The organism is Altererythrobacter sp. H2, assembly GCF_035319885.1.
Classification (GTDB): domain Bacteria; phylum Pseudomonadota; class Alphaproteobacteria; order Sphingomonadales; family Sphingomonadaceae; genus 34-65-8.
In genome coordinates, this window is sequence record NZ_CP141285.1 from 997,263 (window position 1) to 1,018,936 (window position 21,674).

Genomic DNA, 21,674 nt, shown 5'->3' on the forward strand with positions numbered 1-21,674 from the left:
ATGGTGTCTGTCGCCTGTTGTGGCAAGAGGGTGCTTCAAGCGCCCCCGTCAACCAGTTCGCGCACGTCGGCGAGGCGACCGGTGACCGCTGCTGCGGCGGCCATCGCGGGGCTGACCAGATGGGTCCGCGCGCCGGGCCCCTGGCGGCCGACGAAGTTGCGATTGCTGGTGGAGGCGCAGCGTTCGCCCGGCGGCACTTTGTCCGGGTTCATGCCGAGGCAGGCGGAACAGCCCGGCTCGCGCCATTCGAACCCGGCGGCGGTGAACACCTTGTCCAGCCCTTCGTCCTCGGCCTGACGCTTGACCAGGCCCGATCCGGGGACAACGATGGCCCAGCGTACGCCCGGAGCCTTGGTCCGGCCGCGCAGCACGGCAGCGGCAGCGCGCAGGTCCTCGATCCGGCTGTTGGTGCAACTGCCGATGAACACGTTCTCGATTGCAATGTCGGTCAGCCGCGTGCCGGGTTCGAGGCCCATGTAGGCGAGGCTCTTGCGGGCCGCTTCCTGCTTGGATGGGTCGGCGAACGTTTCAGGCGCCGGGACCGTGCCGGTAATCGGCAGCACGTCTTCCGGGCTGGTGCCCCAGGTTACGCTGGGGGCAATATCGGCGGCGTTGATCACCACGCTCTTGTCGAACAGGGCGCCATCTTCGGTGGCGAGGCTGCGCCACCAATCAACGGCCGCGTCCCACTCCGCTCCCTTGGGCGCGAAAGGGCGGCCCTTGAGATAGGCGAAGGTCAGGTCGTCAGGCGCAACGAGGCCAGCCCGGGCACCTGCCTCGATGCTCATGTTGCAGACGGTCAGGCGGCCCTCGATGCTCATCGTCTCGAACACGCGGCCACGGTATTCGATGACATAGCCGGTGCCGCCAGCCGCGCCGATAACGCCGATCACGTGGAGGATCAGGTCTTTCGGCGTGACGCCGGGGCCGAGTTCGCCCTCAACCCGCACTTCCATCGATTTCGAGCGGGTCAGCAGCAGGGTCTGGGTAGCGAGCACGTGCTCCACTTCGCTGGTGCCGATCCCGAAAGCGAGTGCGCCCAGGCCGCCGTGGCTGGCGGTGTGGCTGTCGCCGCAGACAATGGTAGCGCCAGGGAGCGAGAAGCCCTGTTCGGGGCCGACCACGTGGACAATTCCCTGCTCGGCATCGGCATCACCGATATAGCGGATGCCGAACGCGGGTGCATTCTCTTCCAGCGCGGCAAGCTGGGCTGCGCTCTGCGGGTCGGCAATCGGGATGCGCTGGCCGGCGGAATCGCGCCGGGCCGTGGTCGGCAGGTTGTGATCGGGCACGGCGAGCGTGAGGTCAGGCCGCCGCACGGTGCGCCCCGTCAGCCGCAGCGCCTCGAAAGCCTGTGGGCTGGTCACCTCGTGAACCAGGTGGCGGTCGATATAGACCAGGCTGGTGCCATCATCGCGGGTTTCCACGACGTGGGCGTCCCAGATTTTCTCGTAAAGGGTGCGGGGGCGACTGGCCATGCTGCGGGGCTAGGGCGGCAGGGCAGCGCGGGCAAGATGGGAAAACTTGGCCGCGCTCAAGACCGGACCGTAGCGGTGGAGGCCGGAACTGACCGCGGGATCGCCCCACCGCGCCCCCGGACCGGCCCGGCGAAAAAATCGCCGCCGGAAGCGCGAATTACAATGATAATGCAACCATGGTCTGCTAACTGACAAGCATGTCAACAAACGCCCCCGCTGCCCCCTTCACATTCCCGATCAAGGTCCTCCCCGAAGACATCGACTTCATGGGCCACGTCAACAATGCCCGTTACCTGGGCTGGGTGCAGGATGCCGTGCTGGCGCACTGGCGCGGCATTGCTCCGGCCGAAGACGTGGCAAGCAAGGCCTGGGTCGCGCTCAAGCACGAAATCACCTATCGTAAGCCTGCATTCCTTGACGATGCGGTGATCGCCCGCACCGTGCTGGAACAGTTCCAGGGCGCTCGTGCTTTCTACCACACCGTGATCCACCGGGGTGAGGAAGTGCTGGCCGAAGTCCGCAGCGCCTGGTGCTGCATCGACGCGGAAACCCTGCGCCCGGCCCGGATCGGGGATCACTTGCGCGCGTTCTTTTTTCCGCCCGAGAAGTAACCTATATCCCGGCCATGTCTGACTGGTTGATTCCTGCGCTGATTGTTGTCGCCACCGTGCTGGCGATGGAAGTGGTCGCGTGGAGCAGCCACAAGTACATCATGCACGGCTGGGGCTGGGGCTGGCACCGCGATCATCACGAGCCGCATGACAACCTGCTGGAAAAGAACGACCTCTACGGCGTAGTCGGCGCAGTAATGAGCATTTCGATGTTCGCCGTGGGCAGCCCGCTGGTGCTGGGCGAGAGCGCATGGCTGCCGGGCACGTGGGTTGGCCTGGGCATTCTGTTCTACGGGATAATCTACACGCTGGTGCACGATGGCCTGGTCCATCAGCGCTATTTCCGCTGGGTGCCCAAGCGCGGCTATGCCAAGCGGCTGGTCCAGGCGCACAAGCTGCACCATGCGACCATCGGCAAGGAAGGCGGGGTCAGCTTCGGCTTCCTGTTCGCGCGCGATCCGGCCCGGCTGAAGCAGGAACTGAAGCTGCAGCGCGAGGCCGGCGTGGCCGTGGTTCGCGAGGCGGCGGTCGACTGACTACTCGTTGCGCGTGGCGATCCAGCCGCCGCACAGCACCAGGATCGTCACCGAAATCCACACCCACGGATGGCCGAGGGTGAACCAGGTGAACACGGCGCCCACGCTCATCGCGCCGATTGCCATGACCTTGGCCCGGCGGTTGATCGCGCGCCGCTCGCGCCAGTCGCGCACCTGCGGCCCCCAGTGCGGGTGGCCGAGGATCTTCTGCTCCCACGCCGGGTTGCTGCGGGCAAAGCAGAACACCGCTACCAGCAGGAACGGCACGGTCGGCATGATCGGCAGGAAAGCCCCGACCGCCGCGAGCCCCAGCGCGGTGAACCCCCCGGCGGTGTAGAGCGGCCGCATCTCAGGCGGCCGCGATGCGGGCTGCGTGTTCGCGCACCAGCGCGATCATATTGGGCACGCCTTGCGTCCGGTTGGAGGAAAGCTGGTTCTTAAGGTCGAACGGGGCGAGGGCGGCGGTTACGTCCATATCGGCGACGGCGTTAGCCGGGCGATCCTGAACCGCTGCTATCACCAGCGCGACGATGCCCTTGGTGATCGCGGCATTGCTGTCAGCCAGGAAGTGGAGCTGCCCAGGCTCGCCGGTGGGATAGACCCAGACACTGGCCGAACAGCCGCGCACCAGCGTGGCATCGGTCTTGAGCGCGTCGGGCATCGGCTCCAGCTCGCGGCCGAGCTCGATCAGCAGGCGATAGCGTTCGTCGCCATCGAGGAACTCGTACTCTTCGAGGATGTCATCCAGTGTGCGCATAGCTGCGCAGGTAGGGATGCCGTGCGCGCGGCGAAAGGGGCAATCGTCAGCCGGACAGCCCGCCGGGCCGCGTGAAGGCATGGTAAATCACGTAGAACCAGCCGAAGAAGCCGTGGATGATGGCCCAGATGATCGACTGGTGCAGGCTCCAGCTGATCGCCACTGCAATCGCGCTGCCGAGGCCGATCCCGGCCTGGGTGGCGGTGTCGCGCGCGGCGCTCACAGGTCCACTCCGCTGGCGATGGCTTCCAGCTTGCGGATGCGTTCCTTGAGGTCAGCCAGCTCGATCCGCGCCGCGCCGACGGCCGAGCCGCCTTCAAGTTCGCGCTGCGGACCGACCGCCCGTTCCAGCTCGCGCTCCTTGTAGCGCAGCCAGCCCTGCCAGCCCTGCAGCATGGCAATAACGACGATGGTGATCCCCAGCAGCGAAGTGGCGGCGAAAATGACCGGTTCGCTCATGTGCACTGCTCCCTTCCTCCTCGAGCCCTGGCGCCTTACCGGTCGCGCAGCCGCTCGATCTCCTCGGCAATGGCCCGGGCCTCGCGGCCCTCGACCGTGATCTGTTCCAGCACCTTGATCCGCTCGCGCAGATCGGTGAGTTCGCGGCGCATCTCGCTGTCGTCCGGCAGGGCGGCTGGCCCTGTCTCGCTGCGGGCTGTGCGGCTGGCATTGCGAGACTTCTGGAGCTCGACGAAGCCGATGATCGCCGCAATGATCACCATGGCGGTCCAGAAGCTCATTGGACTTTCCCCTCTCCGCGGAGCTTCTCGATCTCGTGCGTCAGGTGGAAGCCGCCATCGGTGACGATCCGTTCGACATTGGCGAGCCGGTCCTTCAGGCTGCCCAGTTCAGCACGCAGCTGCGCGTTTTCCTGGGTGAGCAGGGTGACGCGCTGCTGGGCTTCGCTGGTCATGCCGGGCTTCAGCGACTGGCCCCACATGCCTTCCAGCGGATAACCGTTCTTGATCTTCATCCGGGTGGTGTGGACCGTGGCGAAAATGCCGCCCGCACCGAGCAGGAAACCGGCGCTGATGAGCCAGCCGAGGTAAGGCGCGATCTGGGCGAATTCCATCACACGCGCTCCTTGCTGTGAAGGCCGAGCGGCACACCGGCGCCAGCCTCATCGACCCGGCGGGTATCGCGCAGGGCCTCGATCTGGGTGGCAACATCATAGCCGCCGTCGGTGACGATGCGTTCCAGCACCCGCACCCGGTCTTCCAGCGCCTGCATCTTGCTGGCGTACTGGGCGGCCTTTTCAGCGGTGTGCTCGGCGGTCTTGCTGATCTGCATTTCCGCAATTTTCTGCTGGTGCTTGGTCCAGATCGCCACGATCGGGATCGACAGCGCGATGATCGGGATCATCAGGGCAATTATGCCTTCCATTGGTAATTCCCTTTCTCGATTTGCAGATCAGCGCAGCCGCTCGATTTCGGCGTTCAGGCGCGGGTTGCTGCTGACGTAATAGGTTTCGACGTCGGCCAGGCGGCGGTCGATGTCGCGCATCCGGCTGCGGATTTCGCGCGCGGTCCGCTTCGGGCTCTGGCGCACGCCCTGCCAGTACTTCTGCTCTTCCGGGTCGACATAGAGGTGGGCCGGCTTCTTGTTCAGCAGCAGGCCGGCGATGAAATAACCCGGGATGATCAGGGGCGCTGCGCCCATCACGGTCAGGGCAATTGCCCCGAGGCGGACCCAGAGCGCGTTGACCCCGGTATAATCGGCAATCCCGGCGCAGACCCCCATGATCTTGCGGTTGAAGGGATCCTTGTAGAGCGTGGTGCGCGGGCTGGTCATTTCTTGCCTCCCTTGGCTTCGGCGAGCAGGCGGTCGAGTTCGCGCAGCTGCTGGTTGTCGGCTTCCTGGTCGTGGACGAGCCGGGCCGGGCGGAAATCGGAGTTGTCGGCGGCGACCAGCCGCTCGACCGTGTCCATCCGCTCGTCGAGGCGCTTGGCCAGGTTGTAGAGCTCATCCAGCAGCACCTCGTCATCGGTGGTGATGGTGGCGGCGGTCTTCCACTTGGTGATGTAGTGCAGCACGACCCACGGCAGGCCGACGCAGATCACCAGGGCGAGCATGACCTCTTCCATGGCTTATTCCCCTTTCTTGGCGTCGTCGCTGAGGCCCAGCGCGCGCTTCATCTGTTCCAGTTCGTCATCGATCTTGTCGGCGCTTTCGAGCGCGGCAATCTCGTCCGACAAGCTCGGCTTGCCCGAACCGTCAGCAATCGACAGGGCCTCGGCGCGGCCTTCGGCGTAATCGACCCGCCGTTCGAGCTGGTCGAACCGGGTCAGCGCCTCGTCCACCCGCTCGTTGGTCATCAGGCTGCGCAGCTTGACGCGGTTTTCCGCGCTTTCGAGCCGGGCAGCGATGGCGGTCTGGCGGCTGCGGGCCTCGCGCAGGCGGTTCTGCAGCTTGGCGATGTCCTGCTCGTAGGCGCGCAGCGCATCGTCGAGCACGGCGATTTCCGCCTTGAGCTGGTCGGCCATATCGGCCGCCTTCTTCTTTTCCACCAGGGCAGCGCGGGCCAGGTCCTCGCGGTCCTTGCTCAGTGCCAGCTGGGCCTTTTCGGCCCAGTCTGCCTGGAGCCGGTCGAGCTTGACCGTGTGGCGGTGCATTTCCTTCTGGTCGGCAATCGTCCGGGCGGCACTGGCGCGCACTTCGACCAGTGTTTCCTCCATCTCGAGGATGATCATCCGGATCATCTTGGCCGGATCATCGGCCTTGTCGAGCATGTCGGTGAAGTTGGCGGCGATGATGTCACGGGTGCGGCTGAAAATGCCCATCAAGGGTACTCCGTTGAACGAAAAATCGGGGAAGGGATCGCGCTGGCCGCGATCGCGCCGTTCGCCCTGCTGGGTCGGCGTCGGACTGCGGCGCAGCCGTTCGACCTCGTCGTCAAGCCGGGAGGCGCGGGGGGAACGGGCCGAAGCGCCATCCGAAGACGGGGGGCTCCGCTCCGGCCCGAGGGGGTCATGATCGATCGGGCGGGTCATGCCAGCTCGACCGTTTCGCAGTGGATCGTGGCGGCCAGCGCCGGGCTCGCCTGGATCTGGCTGCTGAGGGCCACGAACGCGGCCATCGCGGCTACGCTGGCGATTGCGGCCTGACCCAGCTTGGACTGGAAGAAGCGGCTGTCATACATGGTCAAAACCTCCTGATCGGTGCTGCCCGCTGTGGTGTTCAGCGTGGGGCTCAGCGTCTTGTTCACCTATCAGCAAGCAGCGTGCCAAACCGGAAGAGGCACGCAAATCCGCCGTTTTGGAGGTTTTCGACGAACGACATGCGGGCGCATATTGCCAACTATCGGGAAAATTTCCTATGCCTTGGTTATGGAGCGGGCACAGCACTTTATCGGGCAGTCGGGGGCTTTCCTCGATGCGGTCGAGCGGGCCAGCCGCGCCGCGCCCATGGGGCGCCCGGTGCTGGTGATCGGCGAGCGCGGGACGGGCAAGGAACTGATCGCCGAACGTCTGCATCGCCTCTCTTCCCGCTGGGGTGAACCCCTGGTCACCATGAACTGCGCCGCGCTGCCCGAAACGCTGATCGAAGCCGAACTGTTCGGGCACGAGGCGGGCGCTTTCACCGGAGCTACCAGAACCCGCGCCGGGCGGTTCGAGGAAGCCGACAAAGGCACCCTGTTTCTCGACGAACTGGGCACGCTGAGCATGGCCGCGCAGGAACGGCTCCTGCGCGCGGTCGAATATGGTGAAGTGACGCGGATCGGCTCCAATCGTGCGATGCGGGTCGATGTCCGGATCGTCGCGGCCACCAACGAGGACCTTCCCGCCAAGGCCGAGCGGGGTGAGTTCCGGCCCGATCTGCTCGACCGGCTCAGCTTCGAGGTCATCACCTTGCCGCCGCTGCGGGTGCGCGAGGGGGACGTAGAGGTGCTGGCCGACCATTTCGGACGGCGCATGGCGGCGGAACTGGGCTGGCAGGGTTGGCCCGGATTTGCCCCGCACGTCGCCCGGCAGCTCGACGAATACCCCTGGCCCGGCAATGTGCGCGAGCTGCGCAATGTGATCGAGCGCGCGGTCTACCGCTGGGATGACTGGGACGAGCCGATTGCCCATGTCCAGTTCGATCCGTTCGATTCCCCGTGGAAGCCGCTTACGCCTGTGGCCCGCACGCCCGAGGCCCGGCGCGATGGCGCGGCCCCGGCCGCACCATCCATGCCTGCCCCGACCGAGCTCGACAGCATTGGTGACCTGCGCGCCGCGGTCGACGCACATGAACGCACCATCCTCGAGCATGCTCTGGGCAAGCACCGCTGGAACCAGCGCCAGACCGCCAGGGCGCTCGGCCTCAGTTACGATCAGCTGCGCCACTGCATCAAAAAGCACGGTCTCAGCGAGTAACGCTCAGAAGAATTTAACCATTTTCCCGCTATTCTCGCCCGCGATATGCAGGGGAGCTTGGCATGAATATCATCAAGGGACTGGTAGGGCTTGCCGCCACGGCGTGGATTGCGGCAGCTGTCGCATACAGCGTGTCTGCTCCCCGCAATGTCGAGGACGCCATGAATCAGCCGATGGATTCGCTCGGCGGGCAGAGCATCAACCAGCAGGTTGCGGCCACGCAGGCCGAAGTCAGGCGGGACCAGTGCGAACGCTTCACCCAGATGGCGCAGGAAGCATGGGACCAGGCCATTGACCAGGGCACGGCTGACCGCGATGCTGCCCGGCTGGACGAGATGGACCGCCAGGCCGAGAACTTCTGCAAGCCCTGACCGCATGGGCCTGAGCCACCTGGCACATGGATAGTCTCCCTCCCTGGGCGGCGTTGGTGGCCGTTCCGGTCCTCATGCTGCTGGTCTGGCCGCTGGCACGATCGAGTGGCCGGGCCCAGGCGGATCGGATGCGCCAGCTGATGGGCGATCTGCGCCATGGCCGCGTGCGTGGATATGCTATCATTGCGGCGGTGGTGACGATGATCGTGATCTCCCATCTGGCAACCCCGGGCTAAGTCGGTTCCAGCGCTCCTGCCGACGCAAACTAGCGCTTGCATCGGAAGGGCCACGCGCCTATCTGGCGCTCATCCCGACATTGTCGATGGCAGAAGAGGGGCTGGCGCCATACGGGGCCGGCACCGCTCGCCTTTGCGGCAATGCACCTGAACGGAAAGACCGAGTGGCCGATATCGCGCGCCTTGCCCAATTGATCGAACCGGAAGCGAATGCGCTCGGGTTTGATCTCGTGCGCGTGAAGATGATGCCCTCGGAAGCCGGTGACGGCGGCATGGCGCTGCAGATCATGGCGGAAGATCCGGCCACCGGCCAGTTGGTCATCGACCAGTGCGCGGCCCTGAGCCGCCGCGTCTCCGACGTGATCGACGCGGCCGAGGAAGCGGGCGAAGTGCTGATCGAAGGTGCTTATCACCTCGAGGTGTCCAGCCCCGGCATTGACCGCCCGCTGACCCGTCCGCAGGATTTTGCCCGCTGGGCGGGTCACGAAACCCGGATCGCCATGGACAAGGCATGGGACGGGCAGCGGTCCTTGCGCGGCAATCTCGAGGGCATCGAGGGTGATGCTGTCATGATCACCGACCGCAAGGCTGGTGCCATCACCGTGCCGCTGGCACAGATTCATTCGGCCCAGCTCGTCCTTACCGACGCGCTGATTGCCGCGACCAGACCGATCGACACCACCGGGGTCGAGGACATTGTAGAAACCGACGACGAAGAGAAGGCTGACGACTGATGGCCAGTGCAATTTCCGCCAACAAGGCCGAGCTGCTCGCGATTGCGACCTCGGTTGCCACGGAAAAGATGATCGACAAGGCGATCGTCATCGAAGCGATGGAAGAGGCGATCCAGAAGGCCGCCCGTTCGCGTTACGGTGCCGAGAACGACATTCGCGCCAAGCTCGATCCGCTGACGGGCGATCTCAGCCTGTGGCGCGTGGTCGAAGTGGTCGAGGACGTCGAAGACTACTTCAAGCAGATTTCGGTCGAGCAGGCGCAGAAGCTTCAGCCCGGCGCCACCTTGGGTGACTTCATCGTCGATCCGCTGCCGCCGGTGGACCTGGGCCGGATCGACGCGCAGAGCGCCAAGCAGGTGATCTTCCAGAAGGTCCGCGATGCCGAGCGCGAGCGCCAGTTCGAAGAGTTCAAGGATCGCCAGGGCGAAGTCATCACCGGGGTGATCAAGTCGGTCGAATTCGGCCACGTTATCGTCAACCTCGGCCGTGCGGAAGGCGTGATCCGCCGTGACCAGCAGATCCCGCGCGAAGCGGCCCGGACCGGAGAGCGCGTCCGCGCGCTGATCACCAAGGTGGAACGCAACAACCGCGGCCCGCAGATCTTCCTCAGCCGGGCGCATCCGGAATTCATGAAGAAGCTGTTCGCGCAGGAAGTGCCCGAGATCTATGACGGCATCATCGAAATCAAGGCCGCAGCCCGCGATCCGGGCAGCCGTGCCAAGATCGGCGTGATCAGCCGCGATTCCAGCATCGACCCGGTTGGCGCCTGCGTCGGCATGAAGGGCAGCCGTGTTCAGGCGGTGGTGCAGGAACTGCAGGGCGAAAAGATCGACATCATCCCCTGGAGCGAAGACACCGCAACGTTTGTGGTCAACGCCCTCCAGCCTGCCACTGTCGCCCGCGTCGTGCTCGACGAGGACGAGGGGCGGATCGAAGTGGTGGTGCCGGACGACCAGCTCAGCCTCGCCATCGGTCGCCGCGGCCAGAACGTGCGCCTTGCCAGCCAGCTGACCGGCCACCAGATCGACATCATGACCGAGGAAGAAGCCTCGGAAAAGCGGTCGAAGGAATTCGCCGAGCGGTCGAAGATGTTCGAGGAAGAACTCGACGTTGACGAAACGCTCAGCCAGCTGCTGGTCGCTGAAGGCTTCGCCGAACTGGTCGAAGTGGCCTATATCGACGTGGCCGAACTGGCGGCGATCGAAGGATTTGACGAGGAACTGGCCGAGGAACTTCAAACCCGTGCCGCCGAAGCGCTGGAGCGCCATGAGGCCTCCGCCCGCGAAGAGCGCCAGGCGCTTGGCGTGGAAGACGGCCTCGCCGAATTGCCGCACCTGACCGAGCAGATGCTGGTCACGCTGGGCAAGGCGGGCATCAAGACGCTCGACGACCTGGCCGATCTCGCCACTGACGAACTCATCGCCAAGAAGCGCGAGGCTCCCCGCCGCCGCAACAACCCCGCCGAAGGCCCGCCGATGCGGCGCCCGGCTCCGCGCGAGCAGGACAAGGGCGGCGTGCTGGGCGAATATGGCCTCAGCGAAGAACAGGGCAACGAGATCATCATGGCAGCCCGCGCGCACTGGTTCGAGGATGAAGAGCCGGCAGCGGTTGCCGCGCCAACAGCTGAGCCGGAATCCGGACCAGCAACCGAGGAGGCCGCCGATGCGGATTCCTCACAATGAGCCGCTAGGTTCCGCCAGCACTGACGGGCGCACGCAGCCCGGACAGCGCGGATCAGCCCCGGCTGATCCGGAGAGAAAGTGTGTCCTGACCGGAGAGCATGGCTCTCGCCAGGCGCTGCTGCGGCTGGCCATTTCGCCGGACGGCCTGGTCCTGCCCGACCCGCTGGCAAAGGCGCCCGGGCGGGGGGCCTGGCTCGGCGTCTCCCGGCGCGAGCTCGAGGCCGCGATGAAAGCGGGCAAAGGTGGGGGCAAGCTGCCCGGTGCGCTGGCGCGGGCATTCAAGGGCGCGGCGCTGACCGTGCCCGATGACCTGCCTGAGCGGATCGAAGCGGCATTGACCCGCGCTTTCCTGGACCGGCTCGGCCTGGAATTGCGCGCCGGGCACGTGGTGATGGGGTCAGACCGGATTGCTGAACAGGCCCGGGCTGGCATGATCAGCCTGCTGCTCCATGCCAGCGATGCCAGCGCCGACGGCAGCCGCAAGCTCGACCAGGCATGGCGGGTTGGCCGCGATGCCGAAGGGACCGGGCAACAAGGCGTCACCTTGCCTCTGGACCGGATGGCTCTGTCTGTGGCATTGGGCCGCGACAATGTCGTCCACCTCGCGCTGGCTGACGACAGGGCGGCCGGGCGGGTCAACCAGGTGCTGGAGCGCCTGATGCATTTTCTGGGCGATGATCCCGTTGCCGAAGCCGCTGAAGCCGACGCACCCGTTGCTGTGCGCGAGAATGCCGACCGGGCCGAAAAGCCGGTGGCAGACGACAAGATTTTGAAGGATTGACGAGTTTTATGAGCGACAGTGAAACCCCCCGCACCCGCAAGCCGCTGACCTTGAAGGGCAGCCAGCCGGGCGAGGTCAAGCAGACCTTCAGCCATGGCCGGACCAACAAGGTCGTGGTCGAGGTCAAGCGTCGCAAGCTCGTCGGCAAGCCCGGTTCGGCCGAGGCTGCCCCGCCGCCGCCGCCTCCGGCTCCGCCGCCCGCGCCTGTCGAGGCTGCTCCGCCGCCGCCACCGCCGCCGCCCGCGCGCAAGGCCCCGTCCGGCGAAACGCCGCAGGAACGCGTTGCCCGCCTCCAGCGCGAGGCCGAGGAAGATCGCCTGCGTCAGGCCGAGGAATCGCGCAAGCGCGAGGAAGAAGAAGCCCGCCGTGCCGCTGAGGAAGAGCGTCGCCGCGCCGAGGAAAATCGCAAGGCCAGCGAGGAAACCGCTCAGGCTGTTGATCAGGTGCCCGACGCTGCCGCTCCGGCGGCCGAACCGGCTCCGGAAGCCCCGGCAGGCGCGGCCGAAGCCGGCCAGGCTGGCACGGAGGACGCTGCCTCGGGCGAAGCCGCCCCCGCTCCGCGCCGGTTCACCCCGGTCGCCCGGCCGGAGGTCAAGAAGCCTGAAAAGGTCGAGAAGGACGTCAAGAAAAAGAAGGACGACAAGCGCACCGATCGCGCGGTCGATACCGACAAGCGCCGCAAGCTGACCGTCACCCGCGCCCTCAACGAGGACGAAGGGCGCCGGGCGATGTCGCTCGCCAAGCTCAAGCGTGCGCGCGAGAAGGAGCGCCGGATGCAGGGCGGCGGTTCGTCCGCGCCGCGTGAAAAGCAGGTCCGTGACGTGGTCGTGCCGGAAGCGATCACGGTGCAGGAACTGGCTAACCGCATGGCGGAAAAGGGCGCAGACCTGGTCAAGGCCCTGTTCAACATGGGCATGATGGTCACCGTCAACCAGACGATCGACCAGGACACCGCAGAATTGCTGGTCGAGGAATTCGGCCACAACATCACCCGCGTTTCCGAAAGCGATGTCGACATTGCCAGCGCGGAGGATGCCGATCCGGAGGAAACCCAGCGTCCGCGTCCGCCCGTCGTCACCATCATGGGCCATGTCGATCACGGCAAGACCAGCCTGCTCGATGCGCTGCGCGGTACCAATGTGGTCAAGGGCGAGGCCGGCGGCATCACCCAGCACATCGGCAGCTACCAGGTGAAGACGAAGGACGGCCAGACCATCACCTTCCTCGATACGCCGGGCCACGCTGCCTTTACCCAGATGCGCGCGCGCGGTGCCAATGTGACCGATATCGTGGTGCTGGTGGTGGCTGCCGACGACGGGATCATGCCGCAGACCATCGAGGCGATCAATCACACCCAGGCAGCTGGCGTGCCGATGATCGTGGCGATCAACAAGTGCGACAAGCCCGAGGCGAACCCGCAGAAGATCCGCGAGCGCCTGCTCGAACACAATGTCATGGTCGAAGCGATGAGCGGCGACGTGCAGGACGTCGAGATCTCCGCCAAGACCGGCATGGGCCTGGATCAGCTGCTCGAGAAGATTGCCCTCCAGTCCGAACTGATGGAACTGAAGGCACGGCCTGATCGCGCGGCAGAAGCCACCGTGATCGAGGCGCAGCTCGACAAGGGCCGCGGCCCGGTCGCCACCGTGCTGATCACCCGCGGCACCCTGAAGAAGGGCGACACCTTCGTGGTCGGTTCGGAAAGCGGCCGCGTGCGCGCACTGGTCGATGACCAGGGCAAGCAGATCAAGGAAGCCGGGCCGTCGATGCCGGTCGAGGTGCTTGGCCTCGGCGGCGTGCCGAGCGCAGGCGATGTGCTGACCGTGGTCGAGAACGAGCAGCGGGCGCGCGAAGTGGCGTCGTTCCGGCAGCAGAAGGCAACCGAGAAACGCACCACGCTGGCGCCGACCAACTTCGACACCATGTTCTCCAACCTCACCAGCGACGTGGTGGAATTCCCGGTGCTGGTGAAGGCCGACGTGCAGGGCAGTGTGGAGGCGATCAACACCGCGCTGCACAACCTGTCCAACGACCTTATCAAGGTGCGGATACTCCATGCCGGGGTGGGCGCGATCACCGAAAGTGACGTGCAGCTGGCAGCGGCGAGCAAGGCGCCGATCATCGGCTTCAACGTGCGCCCCAACCCCAAGGCGCGCCTGCTGGTCAACCGCGACAAGGTGCGGATGATGTATTACGACGTCATCTATCACCTGACCGAGGAAATCGCCAAGGAGATGGCCGGCGAGTTGGGCCCCGAGCGGATCGAGCACGTCAAGGGCCGGGCCGAGGTCAAGCAGGTGTTCCCTGCGGGCAAGAAGGACAAGGCTGCCGGCCTGCTGGTGCTGGAAGGCATCATCCGCAAGGGCCTCCACGCGCGCCTTACCCGCCAGGACGTCATCGTGTCGGCTACCACCATCCAGTCGCTGCGGCGCTTCAAGGACGATGTCGACGAAGTCCGCACCGGGCTCGAATGCGGCGTCGTGCTGAGCGACACCAACGACATCAAGGCGGGCGACATGCTCGAAGTGTTCGAGATCGAGGAGCGTGAGCGGACCCTGTGAGTGACGGATCGGTGAGCCCAGGCCTGTTCAGCAGGGAAGACGGGGAATCCCCCCACTCCGCGCTGCTCGGTTCCTCGTTCGTGAGCTACGACGAGGAGACCTGTACTGCGACCATGCGGTTCGAGGTGCGGCGCGAAATGACCACCTGGCGCGGCGGCGTGCAGGGCGGCCTGGTGGCGGGCTATCTCGATGACGTGATGGGCTATGCCTATGTCGCGATGACCGGGGGCGAGCAGGCGCCGCTCAACCTCGACCTCAACATGACGCTGCTGCAGCTGATCCCGACCGGCGCCACCATCATCGGCAAGGGCCGGGTGATCCGCGCCGGGCGGCGGGTGATCTTCCTCGAAGGGGAACTGCTGGCGGAGGACGGTACCGTGCTGGCCCGCGCCACCAGCACCGCGATCCCGACCCCCAAGCCTCAGCCCTCCACCTCGGAGCTGCGCCGCTGATGGTTCGCCAGACCGCCACCCCGGAACAGCAATCGGTCCGCGTGCTCAAGGTGGCGGAACGGGTGCGGCATATCCTCAGCGAGCTGCTCGCCCGGCAGGAAGTGCATGACGAGGTCGTCAGCGCCACGAGCATCGCTGTCACGGAGGTGCGGATGACGCCCGACCTGAGGAATGCCGCGGTCTATGTGAAGCCTTTGCTGGGGGCAGAGGAAGCCGCGGTGCTCAAGGCGCTGCGCCAGAACACCGCCTTCTTCCAGCGCGAGGTAGCCAAGCGGCTTGGCCTCAAGTTTGCCCCCAAACTCCAGTTCAAGCCCGACGAAAGCTTCGACGAGGCGGAACGGATCGAGCGGCTGCTCAACGACCCCAAGGTGGCGCGCGACCTCGACGAGGAAGCCTAGTCAGGGACAATCCGCGCCTTCAGCGTGATGTTGACCTGCCTGCCCACCACCAGCGAATAGGCAGTCATCCCGAACTTGCGCCGGTCGATCGTGGTCGTTCCGGTCAGGGTGATCGCCTCGCCGCGCCCGGCAGTCATCGGCGGCTTGTCGAAGGTGACTGCCAGGCTGACCGGGCGGGTCACCCCACGCGCGGTCAGTTCGCCCTCTATGGTTCCCTTGCGGTCAGTCGTCAGCGCCAGACGGTCCCCGGCAAAGCGCACCTTGGGGTAGCGTTCTACCCAGAAGAACTTCTCCCCGCGCAGGCGGCCGAGCGTGACCTTGTCCGGCGCGGTCAGGGCGCGGGCATCCAGCGTGACGTCGAGATCGATCCGGTCCGGCCGCTCCGGGGTCAGCCGGACAGTGCCGGAAACGTCCGGGAAGCCCGCTGTCTTGCTGCCGAGGCCGAGGAAACCGACCTTGGCCGAGACCGTGCTGGCCGCACTGTCAACGGCGTAGGAGAAAACCGGCGGCGCATTCCCGGCCAGCGCGACCGCTGCGAGCAGCGGGGCGAACAGGAGCAGGCGAGGGCGGGCCAGGCGAGGGCGGGCCAAGCGTGCGCTGATGCGTCCGCCCGCCTGATGCCCCCGCCTGATGCCCATCGCCTAGCCGCCCGCTGCCGGTGCAGTGGCTTCGGCAGGTGCGGTGGTCGGCACCTCCATGAACACGCTGGCGCCCGGCCCCAGGGGCAAGTCGAGCGCAACCCAGCCGATCGTCATCGCGATACCGACCACCAGCAGCCCGATCGAGTAGGGCAGCATGGTTGCAGCCAGGCTGCCCAGCCCGAAGTCCTTCTGCCAGCGCTGGCAGAAAATCAGGATCAGCGGGAAATAGACCATCAGCGGAGTGATGATGTTGGTCGCACCGTCACCCACGCGATAAGCAGCGGTCGACATTTCCGGAGTGATGCCCAGCAGCATCAGCATCGGCACCATGACCGGCGCCAGCAGTGCCCACTTGGCGCTGGCCGAACCAACGAACAGGTTGAGCAGGGCTGTCAGCAGGATGATCCCGGCCAGCAGCGCCCAGGCGGGCAGGCCCGATGCCTTGAGCCCGGCTGCCCCTTCCACCGCCATGATCAGGCCGAGGTTGGACCAGGCGAACATCGCGACGAAATGGGCCGCAGCAAAGGCGAGGACGAGGTAATAGGCCAGATCCTCCATGGCCCCCGCCATCATCTTCACCAGGTCGCGGTGATCGCCGATGGTCCCGGCCGCCTTGCCGTAAGCCCAGCCGGCCAGCAGGAAGAGGATGAAAAACCCGCCCACCAGGCTCTGGTAGAACGGGGTCAGCCGCGCTTCCGCCGTGGCGGTTTCGTCGATCAGCGGGGTGCCGGGCCCGAAGGTAAAGCCCAGCCACAGCGCGACCACCGCCAGCACGGCAAGGCCGGCGCGGCGAAGGCCCTTGCGCTCGCCATCGGTCAGCGGCCGGTCAGCCGGCTCGGCGTCGGCCGGACGGCCTGCAAGCGCCGAGTTCCAGGCGCCGAGGCGCGGCTCGATCACCTTGTCGGTCACATACCAGATGACCGGCAGGAAGATCACGAACATCCCGGCGATGAAATACCAGTTGCCCGCAATGTTGGCGGTAAAGTCACCGAACACGGTTTCAACCGAAGCCTCGGTAATGCCGAACAGCAGGGCATCGAGCTGACCGGGGAGGAGGTTGGCGGAAAACCCGCCGGACACCCCGGCAAAGGCCGCCGCGATGCCTGCAATCGGATGGCGCCCGGCAGCATGGAAGATGATCCCGGCCAGCGGGATCAGCACGACATAGGCAGCGTCAGCCGCAAGATTGCCCATCATGCCCACGGCGACGACGATCGGGGTCAGCAGTGCCTTTGGCGCATCGCGCACGCCCGCGCGCATGGCAGTGCCGAACAGGCCAGCCCGCTCCGCCACACCTGCGCCAAGCATGACCACCAGCACATAGCCGAGCGGGTGGAAGTGGGTGAAGGTCCGGGGCATTTCGACCCATAGCCGCTGGATGTTCTCGGCGCTGAGCAGGCTGGTGGCCGCGATGACCTGGGCTTCGCCGGTTTCGGGATCGACTTCGGTCGGGTGGACAGCCGACCATCCGGTCAGCGACGCCACGATGGAGACGAGCACCAGCCCGACAATCAGGTAAAAGAACAGGAATACAGGATCGGGCAGCTTGTTGCCGGTCCGCTCGATCCAGCCGAGAATGCCGGTCTGTGCCTTTGCCGCTGCTGCCTCTGCCACCTTGATCGCTCCCTGTCCGGTGTCTTGTTGCGAAGGGTTAGCATTGCGGATCGAGCCTGTCGCCTCGCTTAACCGTTTCCTGCCCGGGGAAATCGGTCCGGCCTCTGGCAAGGCTGCGCGCAAGCGGGTAGCGCGAAGCGCATGGCCAAGCTCTATTTCTATTATGCCAGCATGAACGCGGGGAAGAGCTCGACCCTGCTGCAGGCGGCATTCAACTACGGCGAGCGCGACATGCGGGTTTCGCTATGGACTGCCGCGCTTGACGACCGCCCGGGGTTCGGTGCGATCAGCAGCCGGATCGGCTTGGCCAGCGATGCCCACCGCTACGAAGCAGGAACGGACATCGCATCGCGTGTGCTGGAAGACCACGCCGAAGCGCCGATTGCCTGCGTGCTGGTTGACGAGGCACAGTTCCTCACCAGGGCCCAGGTCTGGCAGTGCGCGCGGCTGGCGGACGAGGCCGGCATCCCGGTGTTGTGCTATGGCCTGCGCACCGATTTTCAGGGCGAGCTGTTCGAAGGTTCTGCCGCGCTGCTGGGGATCGCGGACTCGCTGGTTGAGCTCAAGGCGGTCTGCCACTGCGGGCGCAAGGCGACGATGAACCTGCGGGTGGACGAGCGGGGCCGGGCGGTAAGTCAGGGCGCACAGACCGAGATTGGCGGCAACGACCGTTATGTCGCCTTGTGCCGCAAGCATTTTTCCGAGGCACTGGCGGGATGAGCGAGAAGAAGCCTGCGCCTCACGGTTGGCTGATCCTCGACAAGCCGCGCGGGCTGGGCAGCACGCAGGCGGTCAGTGCGGTCAAACGCATTCTGCGGCAGGGCGGGTATGCCAAGGCCAAGGTCGGCCATGGCGGAACACTCGATCCGCTGGCTGAGGGCGTGCTGCCGATTGCGCTGGGGGAGGCCACCAAGCTCGCCGGGCGGATGCTGGAAAGCGACAAGATTTACGATTTCACTGTGCGCTTTGGAGAAGAGACCAGCACGCTTGATACCGAGGGCGAGGTTACGGTGCAGTCCGATCACCGCCCGACCATGGCTGACATAGAAGCCGTTCTGCCGCGCTACACCGGGCCGATAGAGCAGGTGCCGCCGATCTATTCCGCGATCCTGGTTGACGGCCAGCGCGCCTATGACCTTGCGCGTGCCGGGCAGGACGTCGAGATGAAGACGCGCGGGGTGACAATCCACTCACTCGATATCCGTCATGCTGAACTTATTCCAGCATCCATCCAGCCATCAGGTCAAACTGAACGTCAGGAGGGATGGACTTTGAAGCAAGTTCAGGGTGACGATGCTCTGCGGTCGGTCACCCTCACCGCCCACGTCTCCAAGGGCACCTATATCCGCAGCCTTGCGCGCGACATCGCCCGCGCCTTGGGAACCGTCGGTCACGTCACCTATCTGCGCCGCGTCAAGGCCGGTCCGTTCACTCAGGCACAGGCGATTTCGCTGGACAAGCTGGAGGAAGTCGCTAAGGGCGCGAGCCTTCAAGACCTCCTCCTGCCGCTGGAGGCAGGGCTGGACGACATCCCGGCCTTGCACCTCGACCCGGAAAGCGCGCAGGCGGTCCGCCAGGGCCGGGTCCTATCCGGAATGCCCCACGCCGACGGGCTCCACCTTGCCAGGCTGCACGATGTGCCGGTGGCGTTGATGGAAATCGAAGGAGGGACGGCTCGCGTCGTCCGGGGTTTCAACCTTCCCGATGTCGCGGAGTAAACACAATGTCGGTAACCGCCGAAAAGAAGCAGGAAATCATCCAGGGCAACGCCCAGGCCACCGGTGACACCGGTTCGCCGGAAGTGCAGGTCGCCATCCTGACCGAGCGCATCCGCAACCTGACCGGGCATTTCAAGCTCCACCACAAGGACAACCACTCGCGCCGCGGCCTGCTGATGATGGTCAACAAGCGCCGCAGCCTGCTGGCATACCTTAAGAAAAAGGATGTGGAGCGGTACAACGCCCTCATCCAGAAGCTGGGGCTTCGCAAATAAGAGTTTTGCAGGAAGGCGGCTCGAGGGGCCGCCTTTCTCGCATTTGGGGCATGTCGGCATTCGGCTGACCACCCCTGGGGCTAAGAACAGCCCCGCACCGGACCGGGACGGATTGCCCGGCACATGCAGGCCCCGTGACGCAATATGGCGCACGGGTTCAGAAGGAAAATACATGTTCGACACGAAAACCGTATCGCTGGAGTGGGGCGGAAAAACCCTCACCCTGGAAACCGGGCGCATTGCCCGTCAGGCCGATGGCGCCGTTCTGGCGACCTATGGCGACACCGTGGTGCTGTGCGCCGTGACCGCTGCCAAGAGCGTCAAGGAAGGGCAGGATTTCTTCCCGCTCACCGTGCACTATCAGGAAAAGTTCTCTGCCGCCGGGCGCATCCCGGGCGGCTTCTTCAAGCGTGAACGCGGTGCAACCGAAAAGGAAACGCTGGTTTCGCGCCTCACCGACCGCCCGCTGCGGCCGCTGTTCCCCGAAGGTTTCTACAACGAAATCAACGTGATTTGCCAGGTCCTGTCGTTTGACGGCGAGTGCGAGCCCGATATCCTTGCGATGATCGCGGCTTCGGCTGCGCTGACCATCTCGGGCGTCCCTTTCATGGGCCCGATCGGCGCTTGCCGCGTCGGCTACGAAGACGGCGAATACACCCTCAACCCGAAGCAGGACGTGGCAGCCAATGGCCTGCTCGACCTCGTGGTTGCAGCAACCGACACCGCCGTGATGATGGTCGAATCCGAAGCCAAGGAGCTTTCGGAAGAGATCATGCTCGGTGCGGTCATGTTTGCCCATGCCGAATGCCGCAAGGTCATCGGCGCGATCATCGAGTTGGCCGAACAGGCGGCCAAGGATCCGTGGGAAATCGCGGTGACCGACAACTCGGCGATTAAGGAACAGCTCAAGGCCGTGGTTGGTGGCGACATCGCCGCCGCCTACAAGCTGACCGACAAGTCCGCCCGCTCGGACGCGCTCAACGCCGCTCGTGCCAAGGGCAAGGAAGCTTTCGCCGACGCCGACGGGCAAACCCAGATGGCGGCCGGCAAGGTGTTCAAGAAGCTGGAAGCCGAGATCGTTCGCGGTGCCATCCTGAAGGATGGTCAGCGGATTGACGGCCGCAAGGTCGATCAGGTCCGCCCGATCGAGGCGATGGTTGGCCTGCTGCCGCGGACCCACGGTTCGTCGCTGTTCACGCGCGGCGAAACGCAGGCAATCTGCACCACCACGCTGGGCACCAAGGACGCCGAGCAGATGATCGACGGTCTGGAAGGCCTGACCTACCAGAACTTCATGCTGCACTATAACTTCCCGCCCTACTCGGTCGGTGAAGTGGGCCGCTTCGGTGCGCCGAGCCGGCGCGATGTCGGCCATGGCAAACTGGCCTGGCGGGCGCTGCGCGGCGTGCTGCCTTCCAAGGAAGACTTCCCTTACACCATCCGCGTGCTCAGCGACATTACCGAGAGCAACGGTTCGTCCTCGATGGCGACTGTGTGCGGTGGCTGCCTCAGCATGATGGACGCAGGCGTTCCGATCACGCGCCCGGTTTCGGGTATCGCGATGGGCCTGATCCTGGAAGGCGAAGAGTTCACCGTTCTCAGCGACATTCTCGGCGACGAGGATCACCTGGGTGACATGGACTTCAAGGTGGCCGGCACGGAAGTGGGGATCACCTCGCTCCAGATGGACATCAAGGTTGCCGGCATCACGCAGGAAATCATGACCAAGGCCCTTGAGCAGGCGAAGGCCGGCCGTGCGCACATCCTGGGTGAAATGGCCAAGGCGCTGGGTTCTGCCCGCACCGAGCTGTCGGCCCATGCCCCGCGCATCGAATCGCTGCAGATCGACAAGTCGAAGATCCGTGAAGTGATCGGGACGGGCGGCAAGGTGATCCGCGAAATCGTCGCCGAAACCGGTGCCAAGGTCGACATCGACGACGAAGGCCTGATCAAGATCTCGTCGAGCGATATCAGCCAGATCGAAGCCGCCAAGAAGTGGATTCTCGGCATCGTCGAGGAACCGGAAATCGGCAAGATCTATGACGGCAAGGTCGTCAACATCGTCGATTTCGGCGCGTTCGTGAACTTCATGGGTGGCAAGGACGGCCTCGTCCACGTCAGCGAAATGAAGAACGAGCGGGTCGAGAAGCCGGGTGACGTCGTTTCCGAAGGCATGGAAGTGAAGGTCAAGGTGCTCGAGATCGACCAGCGCGGCAAGGTCCGCCTGTCGATGCGCGTGGTTGACCAGGAAACCGGTGCAGAGCTGGAGGACACCCGTCCGCCCCGTGAAGCGCGGGAGCCGCGTGGTGATCGCCCCGATCGCGGCGATCGTCGTGGCCCAAGAGGCAATGACCGTGGTGGCCCCCGTGGCGACAGGGGCGGCCGTGATCGCGGCCCCCGTCGCGAAGGCGGCGGTGGCGAAGGCTCGCTGCCCGACTTCCTGAAGGATTGATCCTTCTTCCACGACAAGGGAA

General features: G+C 65.3%; 29 protein-coding genes. 15 read left to right on the plus strand and 14 right to left on the minus strand.

The features are described from left to right. Positions 1 to 35: 35 nt before the first annotated feature. Positions 36 to 1,478, minus strand: a complete 1,443-nt coding sequence (leuC, locus tag U4960_RS04925; protein WP_324262463.1) for a 3-isopropylmalate dehydratase large subunit — start codon at positions 1,476 to 1,478, stop codon at positions 36 to 38. Between the two features lie 197 nt (positions 1,479 to 1,675). On the opposite strand from leuC, the gene U4960_RS04930 reads away from it, so the two are divergent. Next, positions 1,676 to 2,089: an acyl-CoA thioesterase gene (locus tag U4960_RS04930; RefSeq protein WP_324262464.1), complete on the plus strand. Its 414-nt coding sequence runs from the start codon at positions 1,676 to 1,678 to the stop codon at positions 2,087 to 2,089. A 14-nt stretch (positions 2,090 to 2,103) separates the two neighbouring features. Then, positions 2,104 to 2,625 carry a sterol desaturase family protein gene (locus U4960_RS04935; RefSeq protein ID WP_324262465.1) on the plus strand — a complete coding sequence of 174 codons (522 nt, stop codon included), beginning with the start codon at positions 2,104 to 2,106 and terminating at the stop codon, positions 2,623 to 2,625. On the opposite strand, the gene U4960_RS04940 is transcribed toward U4960_RS04935, so the two are convergent. Genes U4960_RS04940 through U4960_RS04990 form a run of 11 tightly spaced genes read right to left on the minus strand, consistent with a single transcriptional unit; the run spans position 2,626 to position 6,587 of the window. Then, complete coding sequence (locus U4960_RS04940; protein ID WP_324262466.1) at positions 2,626 to 2,973, minus strand: YbaN family protein; 348 nt, start codon at positions 2,971 to 2,973, stop codon at positions 2,626 to 2,628. It abuts the gene before it with no gap. Position 2,974: 1 nt separating this feature from the next. Continuing rightward, positions 2,975 to 3,382, minus strand: a complete 408-nt coding sequence (locus U4960_RS04945) for a SufE family protein (RefSeq protein ID WP_324262467.1) — start codon at positions 3,380 to 3,382, stop codon at positions 2,975 to 2,977. Between the two features lie 46 nt (positions 3,383 to 3,428). Next, complete coding sequence (locus tag U4960_RS04950; protein WP_324262468.1) at positions 3,429 to 3,605, minus strand: hypothetical protein; 177 nt, start codon at positions 3,603 to 3,605, stop codon at positions 3,429 to 3,431. Beyond that, on the minus strand, positions 3,602 to 3,841 hold the full coding sequence (locus tag U4960_RS04955; protein ID WP_324262469.1) for a hypothetical protein: 240 nt from the start codon (positions 3,839 to 3,841) through the stop codon (positions 3,602 to 3,604). The genes U4960_RS04950 and U4960_RS04955 overlap by 4 nt, the downstream gene beginning before the upstream one ends. 35 nt (positions 3,842 to 3,876) lie before the next feature. Then, complete coding sequence (locus U4960_RS04960) at positions 3,877 to 4,122, minus strand: hypothetical protein (protein ID WP_324262470.1); 246 nt, start codon at positions 4,120 to 4,122, stop codon at positions 3,877 to 3,879. After that, complete coding sequence (locus tag U4960_RS04965; protein WP_324262471.1) at positions 4,119 to 4,454, minus strand: hypothetical protein; 336 nt, start codon at positions 4,452 to 4,454, stop codon at positions 4,119 to 4,121. Before U4960_RS04965 ends, U4960_RS04960 begins: the two co-directional genes overlap by 4 nt. Beyond that, a complete protein-coding gene (locus U4960_RS04970; protein WP_324262472.1) occupies positions 4,454 to 4,765 on the minus strand; it encodes a hypothetical protein in 312 nt (103 codons plus the stop codon). The genes U4960_RS04965 and U4960_RS04970 overlap by 1 nt, the downstream gene beginning before the upstream one ends. A gap of 27 nt (positions 4,766 to 4,792) precedes the next feature. Continuing rightward, a complete protein-coding gene (gene pspC, locus U4960_RS04975; protein WP_324262473.1) occupies positions 4,793 to 5,173 on the minus strand; it encodes an envelope stress response membrane protein PspC in 381 nt (126 codons plus the stop codon). After that, entirely contained in the window at positions 5,170 to 5,466 is a 297-nt protein-coding gene (pspB, locus tag U4960_RS04980; RefSeq protein WP_324262474.1) for an envelope stress response membrane protein PspB, read from the minus strand. Before pspB ends, pspC begins: the two co-directional genes overlap by 4 nt. Positions 5,467 to 5,469: 3 nt before the next feature. Further along, positions 5,470 to 6,372, minus strand: coding sequence for a phage shock protein PspA (gene pspA, locus U4960_RS04985; protein ID WP_324262475.1), 903 nt, complete (start codon positions 6,370 to 6,372; stop codon positions 5,470 to 5,472). Next, complete coding sequence (locus tag U4960_RS04990; protein WP_324262476.1) at positions 6,369 to 6,587, minus strand: hypothetical protein; 219 nt, start codon at positions 6,585 to 6,587, stop codon at positions 6,369 to 6,371. The genes pspA and U4960_RS04990 overlap by 4 nt, the downstream gene beginning before the upstream one ends. A 121-nt stretch (positions 6,588 to 6,708) precedes the next feature. On the opposite strand from U4960_RS04990, the gene pspF reads away from it, so the two are divergent. The 9 genes from pspF (at position 6,709) to rbfA (ending at position 14,952) form a co-directional block, all read left to right on the plus strand. Beyond that, positions 6,709 to 7,737, plus strand: a complete 1,029-nt coding sequence (gene pspF, locus U4960_RS04995) for a phage shock protein operon transcriptional activator (protein WP_324262477.1) — start codon at positions 6,709 to 6,711, stop codon at positions 7,735 to 7,737. A gap of 62 nt (positions 7,738 to 7,799) precedes the next feature. Then, positions 7,800 to 8,108: a hypothetical protein gene (locus U4960_RS05000; protein ID WP_324262478.1), complete on the plus strand. Its 309-nt coding sequence runs from the start codon at positions 7,800 to 7,802 to the stop codon at positions 8,106 to 8,108. A gap of 26 nt (positions 8,109 to 8,134) precedes the next feature. After that, positions 8,135 to 8,344, plus strand: a complete 210-nt coding sequence (locus tag U4960_RS05005; RefSeq protein WP_324262479.1) for a hypothetical protein — start codon at positions 8,135 to 8,137, stop codon at positions 8,342 to 8,344. A gap of 164 nt (positions 8,345 to 8,508) precedes the next feature. Continuing rightward, positions 8,509 to 9,078, plus strand: a complete 570-nt coding sequence (gene rimP, locus U4960_RS05010) for a ribosome maturation protein RimP (protein WP_324262480.1) — start codon at positions 8,509 to 8,511, stop codon at positions 9,076 to 9,078. Beyond that, positions 9,078 to 10,760: a transcription termination factor NusA gene (nusA, locus tag U4960_RS05015; protein WP_324262481.1), complete on the plus strand. Its 1,683-nt coding sequence runs from the start codon at positions 9,078 to 9,080 to the stop codon at positions 10,758 to 10,760. Before rimP ends, nusA begins: the two co-directional genes overlap by 1 nt. Continuing rightward, entirely contained in the window at positions 10,741 to 11,541 is an 801-nt protein-coding gene (locus U4960_RS05020; protein ID WP_324262482.1) for a DUF448 domain-containing protein, read from the plus strand. Before nusA ends, U4960_RS05020 begins: the two co-directional genes overlap by 20 nt. Before the next feature lie 8 nt (positions 11,542 to 11,549). After that, a complete protein-coding gene (gene infB / locus U4960_RS05025) occupies positions 11,550 to 14,102 on the plus strand; it encodes a translation initiation factor IF-2 (RefSeq protein ID WP_324262483.1) in 2,553 nt (850 codons plus the stop codon). Beyond that, complete coding sequence (locus U4960_RS05030) at positions 14,099 to 14,554, plus strand: PaaI family thioesterase (protein WP_324262484.1); 456 nt, start codon at positions 14,099 to 14,101, stop codon at positions 14,552 to 14,554. The genes infB and U4960_RS05030 overlap by 4 nt, the downstream gene beginning before the upstream one ends. Next, positions 14,554 to 14,952: a 30S ribosome-binding factor RbfA gene (gene rbfA, locus U4960_RS05035; protein WP_324262485.1), complete on the plus strand. Its 399-nt coding sequence runs from the start codon at positions 14,554 to 14,556 to the stop codon at positions 14,950 to 14,952. Before U4960_RS05030 ends, rbfA begins: the two co-directional genes overlap by 1 nt. Here rbfA and U4960_RS05040 read toward each other — a convergent pair. Then, on the minus strand, positions 14,949 to 15,542 hold the full coding sequence (locus tag U4960_RS05040) for a YceI family protein (RefSeq protein ID WP_324262486.1): 594 nt from the start codon (positions 15,540 to 15,542) through the stop codon (positions 14,949 to 14,951). The two genes, rbfA and U4960_RS05040, sit on opposite strands and share 4 nt — an antisense overlap. 51 nt (positions 15,543 to 15,593) lie before the next feature. Next, the gene (locus U4960_RS05045; RefSeq protein WP_324262487.1) at positions 15,594 to 17,207 is read right to left on the minus strand and encodes an AbgT family transporter; all 1,614 of its coding nucleotides are present in this window, start codon (positions 17,205 to 17,207) and stop codon (positions 15,594 to 15,596) included. 141 nt (positions 17,208 to 17,348) lie between these two features. Between U4960_RS05045 and U4960_RS05050 the strand changes: the two genes are divergently transcribed. From U4960_RS05050 to pnp, 4 genes are all read left to right on the plus strand, one after another. After that, positions 17,349 to 17,927, plus strand: a complete 579-nt coding sequence (locus U4960_RS05050; protein ID WP_324262488.1) for a thymidine kinase — start codon at positions 17,349 to 17,351, stop codon at positions 17,925 to 17,927. Continuing rightward, positions 17,924 to 18,925 (plus strand): tRNA pseudouridine(55) synthase TruB, encoded by a 1,002-nt coding sequence (gene truB / locus U4960_RS05055; protein ID WP_324262489.1) that lies wholly within the window; start codon positions 17,924 to 17,926, stop codon positions 18,923 to 18,925. The genes U4960_RS05050 and truB overlap by 4 nt, the downstream gene beginning before the upstream one ends. A gap of 5 nt (positions 18,926 to 18,930) precedes the next feature. Further along, entirely contained in the window at positions 18,931 to 19,200 is a 270-nt protein-coding gene (gene rpsO / locus U4960_RS05060) for a 30S ribosomal protein S15 (protein WP_324262490.1), read from the plus strand. Between the two features lie 172 nt (positions 19,201 to 19,372). Next, the gene (gene pnp, locus U4960_RS05065) at positions 19,373 to 21,652 is read left to right on the plus strand and encodes a polyribonucleotide nucleotidyltransferase (RefSeq protein WP_324262491.1); all 2,280 of its coding nucleotides are present in this window, start codon (positions 19,373 to 19,375) and stop codon (positions 21,650 to 21,652) included. Positions 21,653 to 21,674 lie beyond the last annotated feature (22 nt).

What these genes read in the sequence shown, in the direction of transcription:
- infB (WP_324262483.1), top strand. Translation starts at nt 11,550, where the DNA reads ATGAGCGACAGTGAAACCCCCCGCACCCGCAAGCCGCTGACCTTGAAG.
- pspC (WP_324262473.1), bottom strand. Translation starts at nt 5,173, where the DNA reads ATGACCAGCCCGCGCACCACGCTCTACAAGGATCCCTTCAACCGCAAG.
- U4960_RS04960 (WP_324262470.1), bottom strand. Translation starts at nt 4,122, where the DNA reads ATGAGCTTCTGGACCGCCATGGTGATCATTGCGGCGATCATCGGCTTC.
- U4960_RS05005 (WP_324262479.1), top strand. Translation starts at nt 8,135, where the DNA reads ATGGATAGTCTCCCTCCCTGGGCGGCGTTGGTGGCCGTTCCGGTCCTC.
- U4960_RS04965 (WP_324262471.1), bottom strand. Translation starts at nt 4,454, where the DNA reads ATGGAATTCGCCCAGATCGCGCCTTACCTCGGCTGGCTCATCAGCGCC.
- U4960_RS04930 (WP_324262464.1), top strand. Translation starts at nt 1,676, where the DNA reads ATGTCAACAAACGCCCCCGCTGCCCCCTTCACATTCCCGATCAAGGTC.
- rbfA (WP_324262485.1), top strand. Translation starts at nt 14,554, where the DNA reads ATGGTTCGCCAGACCGCCACCCCGGAACAGCAATCGGTCCGCGTGCTC.
- U4960_RS04940 (WP_324262466.1), bottom strand. Translation starts at nt 2,973, where the DNA reads ATGCGGCCGCTCTACACCGCCGGGGGGTTCACCGCGCTGGGGCTCGCG.
- U4960_RS05020 (WP_324262482.1), top strand. Translation starts at nt 10,741, where the DNA reads ATGCGGATTCCTCACAATGAGCCGCTAGGTTCCGCCAGCACTGACGGG.
- nusA (WP_324262481.1), top strand. Translation starts at nt 9,078, where the DNA reads ATGGCCAGTGCAATTTCCGCCAACAAGGCCGAGCTGCTCGCGATTGCG.
- pspB (WP_324262474.1), bottom strand. Translation starts at nt 5,466, where the DNA reads ATGGAAGAGGTCATGCTCGCCCTGGTGATCTGCGTCGGCCTGCCGTGG.
- pspF (WP_324262477.1), top strand. Translation starts at nt 6,709, where the DNA reads ATGGAGCGGGCACAGCACTTTATCGGGCAGTCGGGGGCTTTCCTCGAT.
- U4960_RS04935 (WP_324262465.1), top strand. Translation starts at nt 2,104, where the DNA reads ATGTCTGACTGGTTGATTCCTGCGCTGATTGTTGTCGCCACCGTGCTG.
- U4960_RS05000 (WP_324262478.1), top strand. Translation starts at nt 7,800, where the DNA reads ATGAATATCATCAAGGGACTGGTAGGGCTTGCCGCCACGGCGTGGATT.
- truB (WP_324262489.1), top strand. Translation starts at nt 17,924, where the DNA reads ATGAGCGAGAAGAAGCCTGCGCCTCACGGTTGGCTGATCCTCGACAAG.
- leuC (WP_324262463.1), bottom strand. Translation starts at nt 1,478, where the DNA reads ATGGCCAGTCGCCCCCGCACCCTTTACGAGAAAATCTGGGACGCCCAC.
- U4960_RS04945 (WP_324262467.1), bottom strand. Translation starts at nt 3,382, where the DNA reads ATGCGCACACTGGATGACATCCTCGAAGAGTACGAGTTCCTCGATGGC.
- U4960_RS05050 (WP_324262488.1), top strand. Translation starts at nt 17,349, where the DNA reads ATGGCCAAGCTCTATTTCTATTATGCCAGCATGAACGCGGGGAAGAGC.
- pnp (WP_324262491.1), top strand. Translation starts at nt 19,373, where the DNA reads ATGTTCGACACGAAAACCGTATCGCTGGAGTGGGGCGGAAAAACCCTC.
- rpsO (WP_324262490.1), top strand. Translation starts at nt 18,931, where the DNA reads ATGTCGGTAACCGCCGAAAAGAAGCAGGAAATCATCCAGGGCAACGCC.
- U4960_RS04955 (WP_324262469.1), bottom strand. Translation starts at nt 3,841, where the DNA reads ATGAGCGAACCGGTCATTTTCGCCGCCACTTCGCTGCTGGGGATCACC.
- pspA (WP_324262475.1), bottom strand. Translation starts at nt 6,372, where the DNA reads ATGACCCGCCCGATCGATCATGACCCCCTCGGGCCGGAGCGGAGCCCC.
- U4960_RS04970 (WP_324262472.1), bottom strand. Translation starts at nt 4,765, where the DNA reads ATGGAAGGCATAATTGCCCTGATGATCCCGATCATCGCGCTGTCGATC.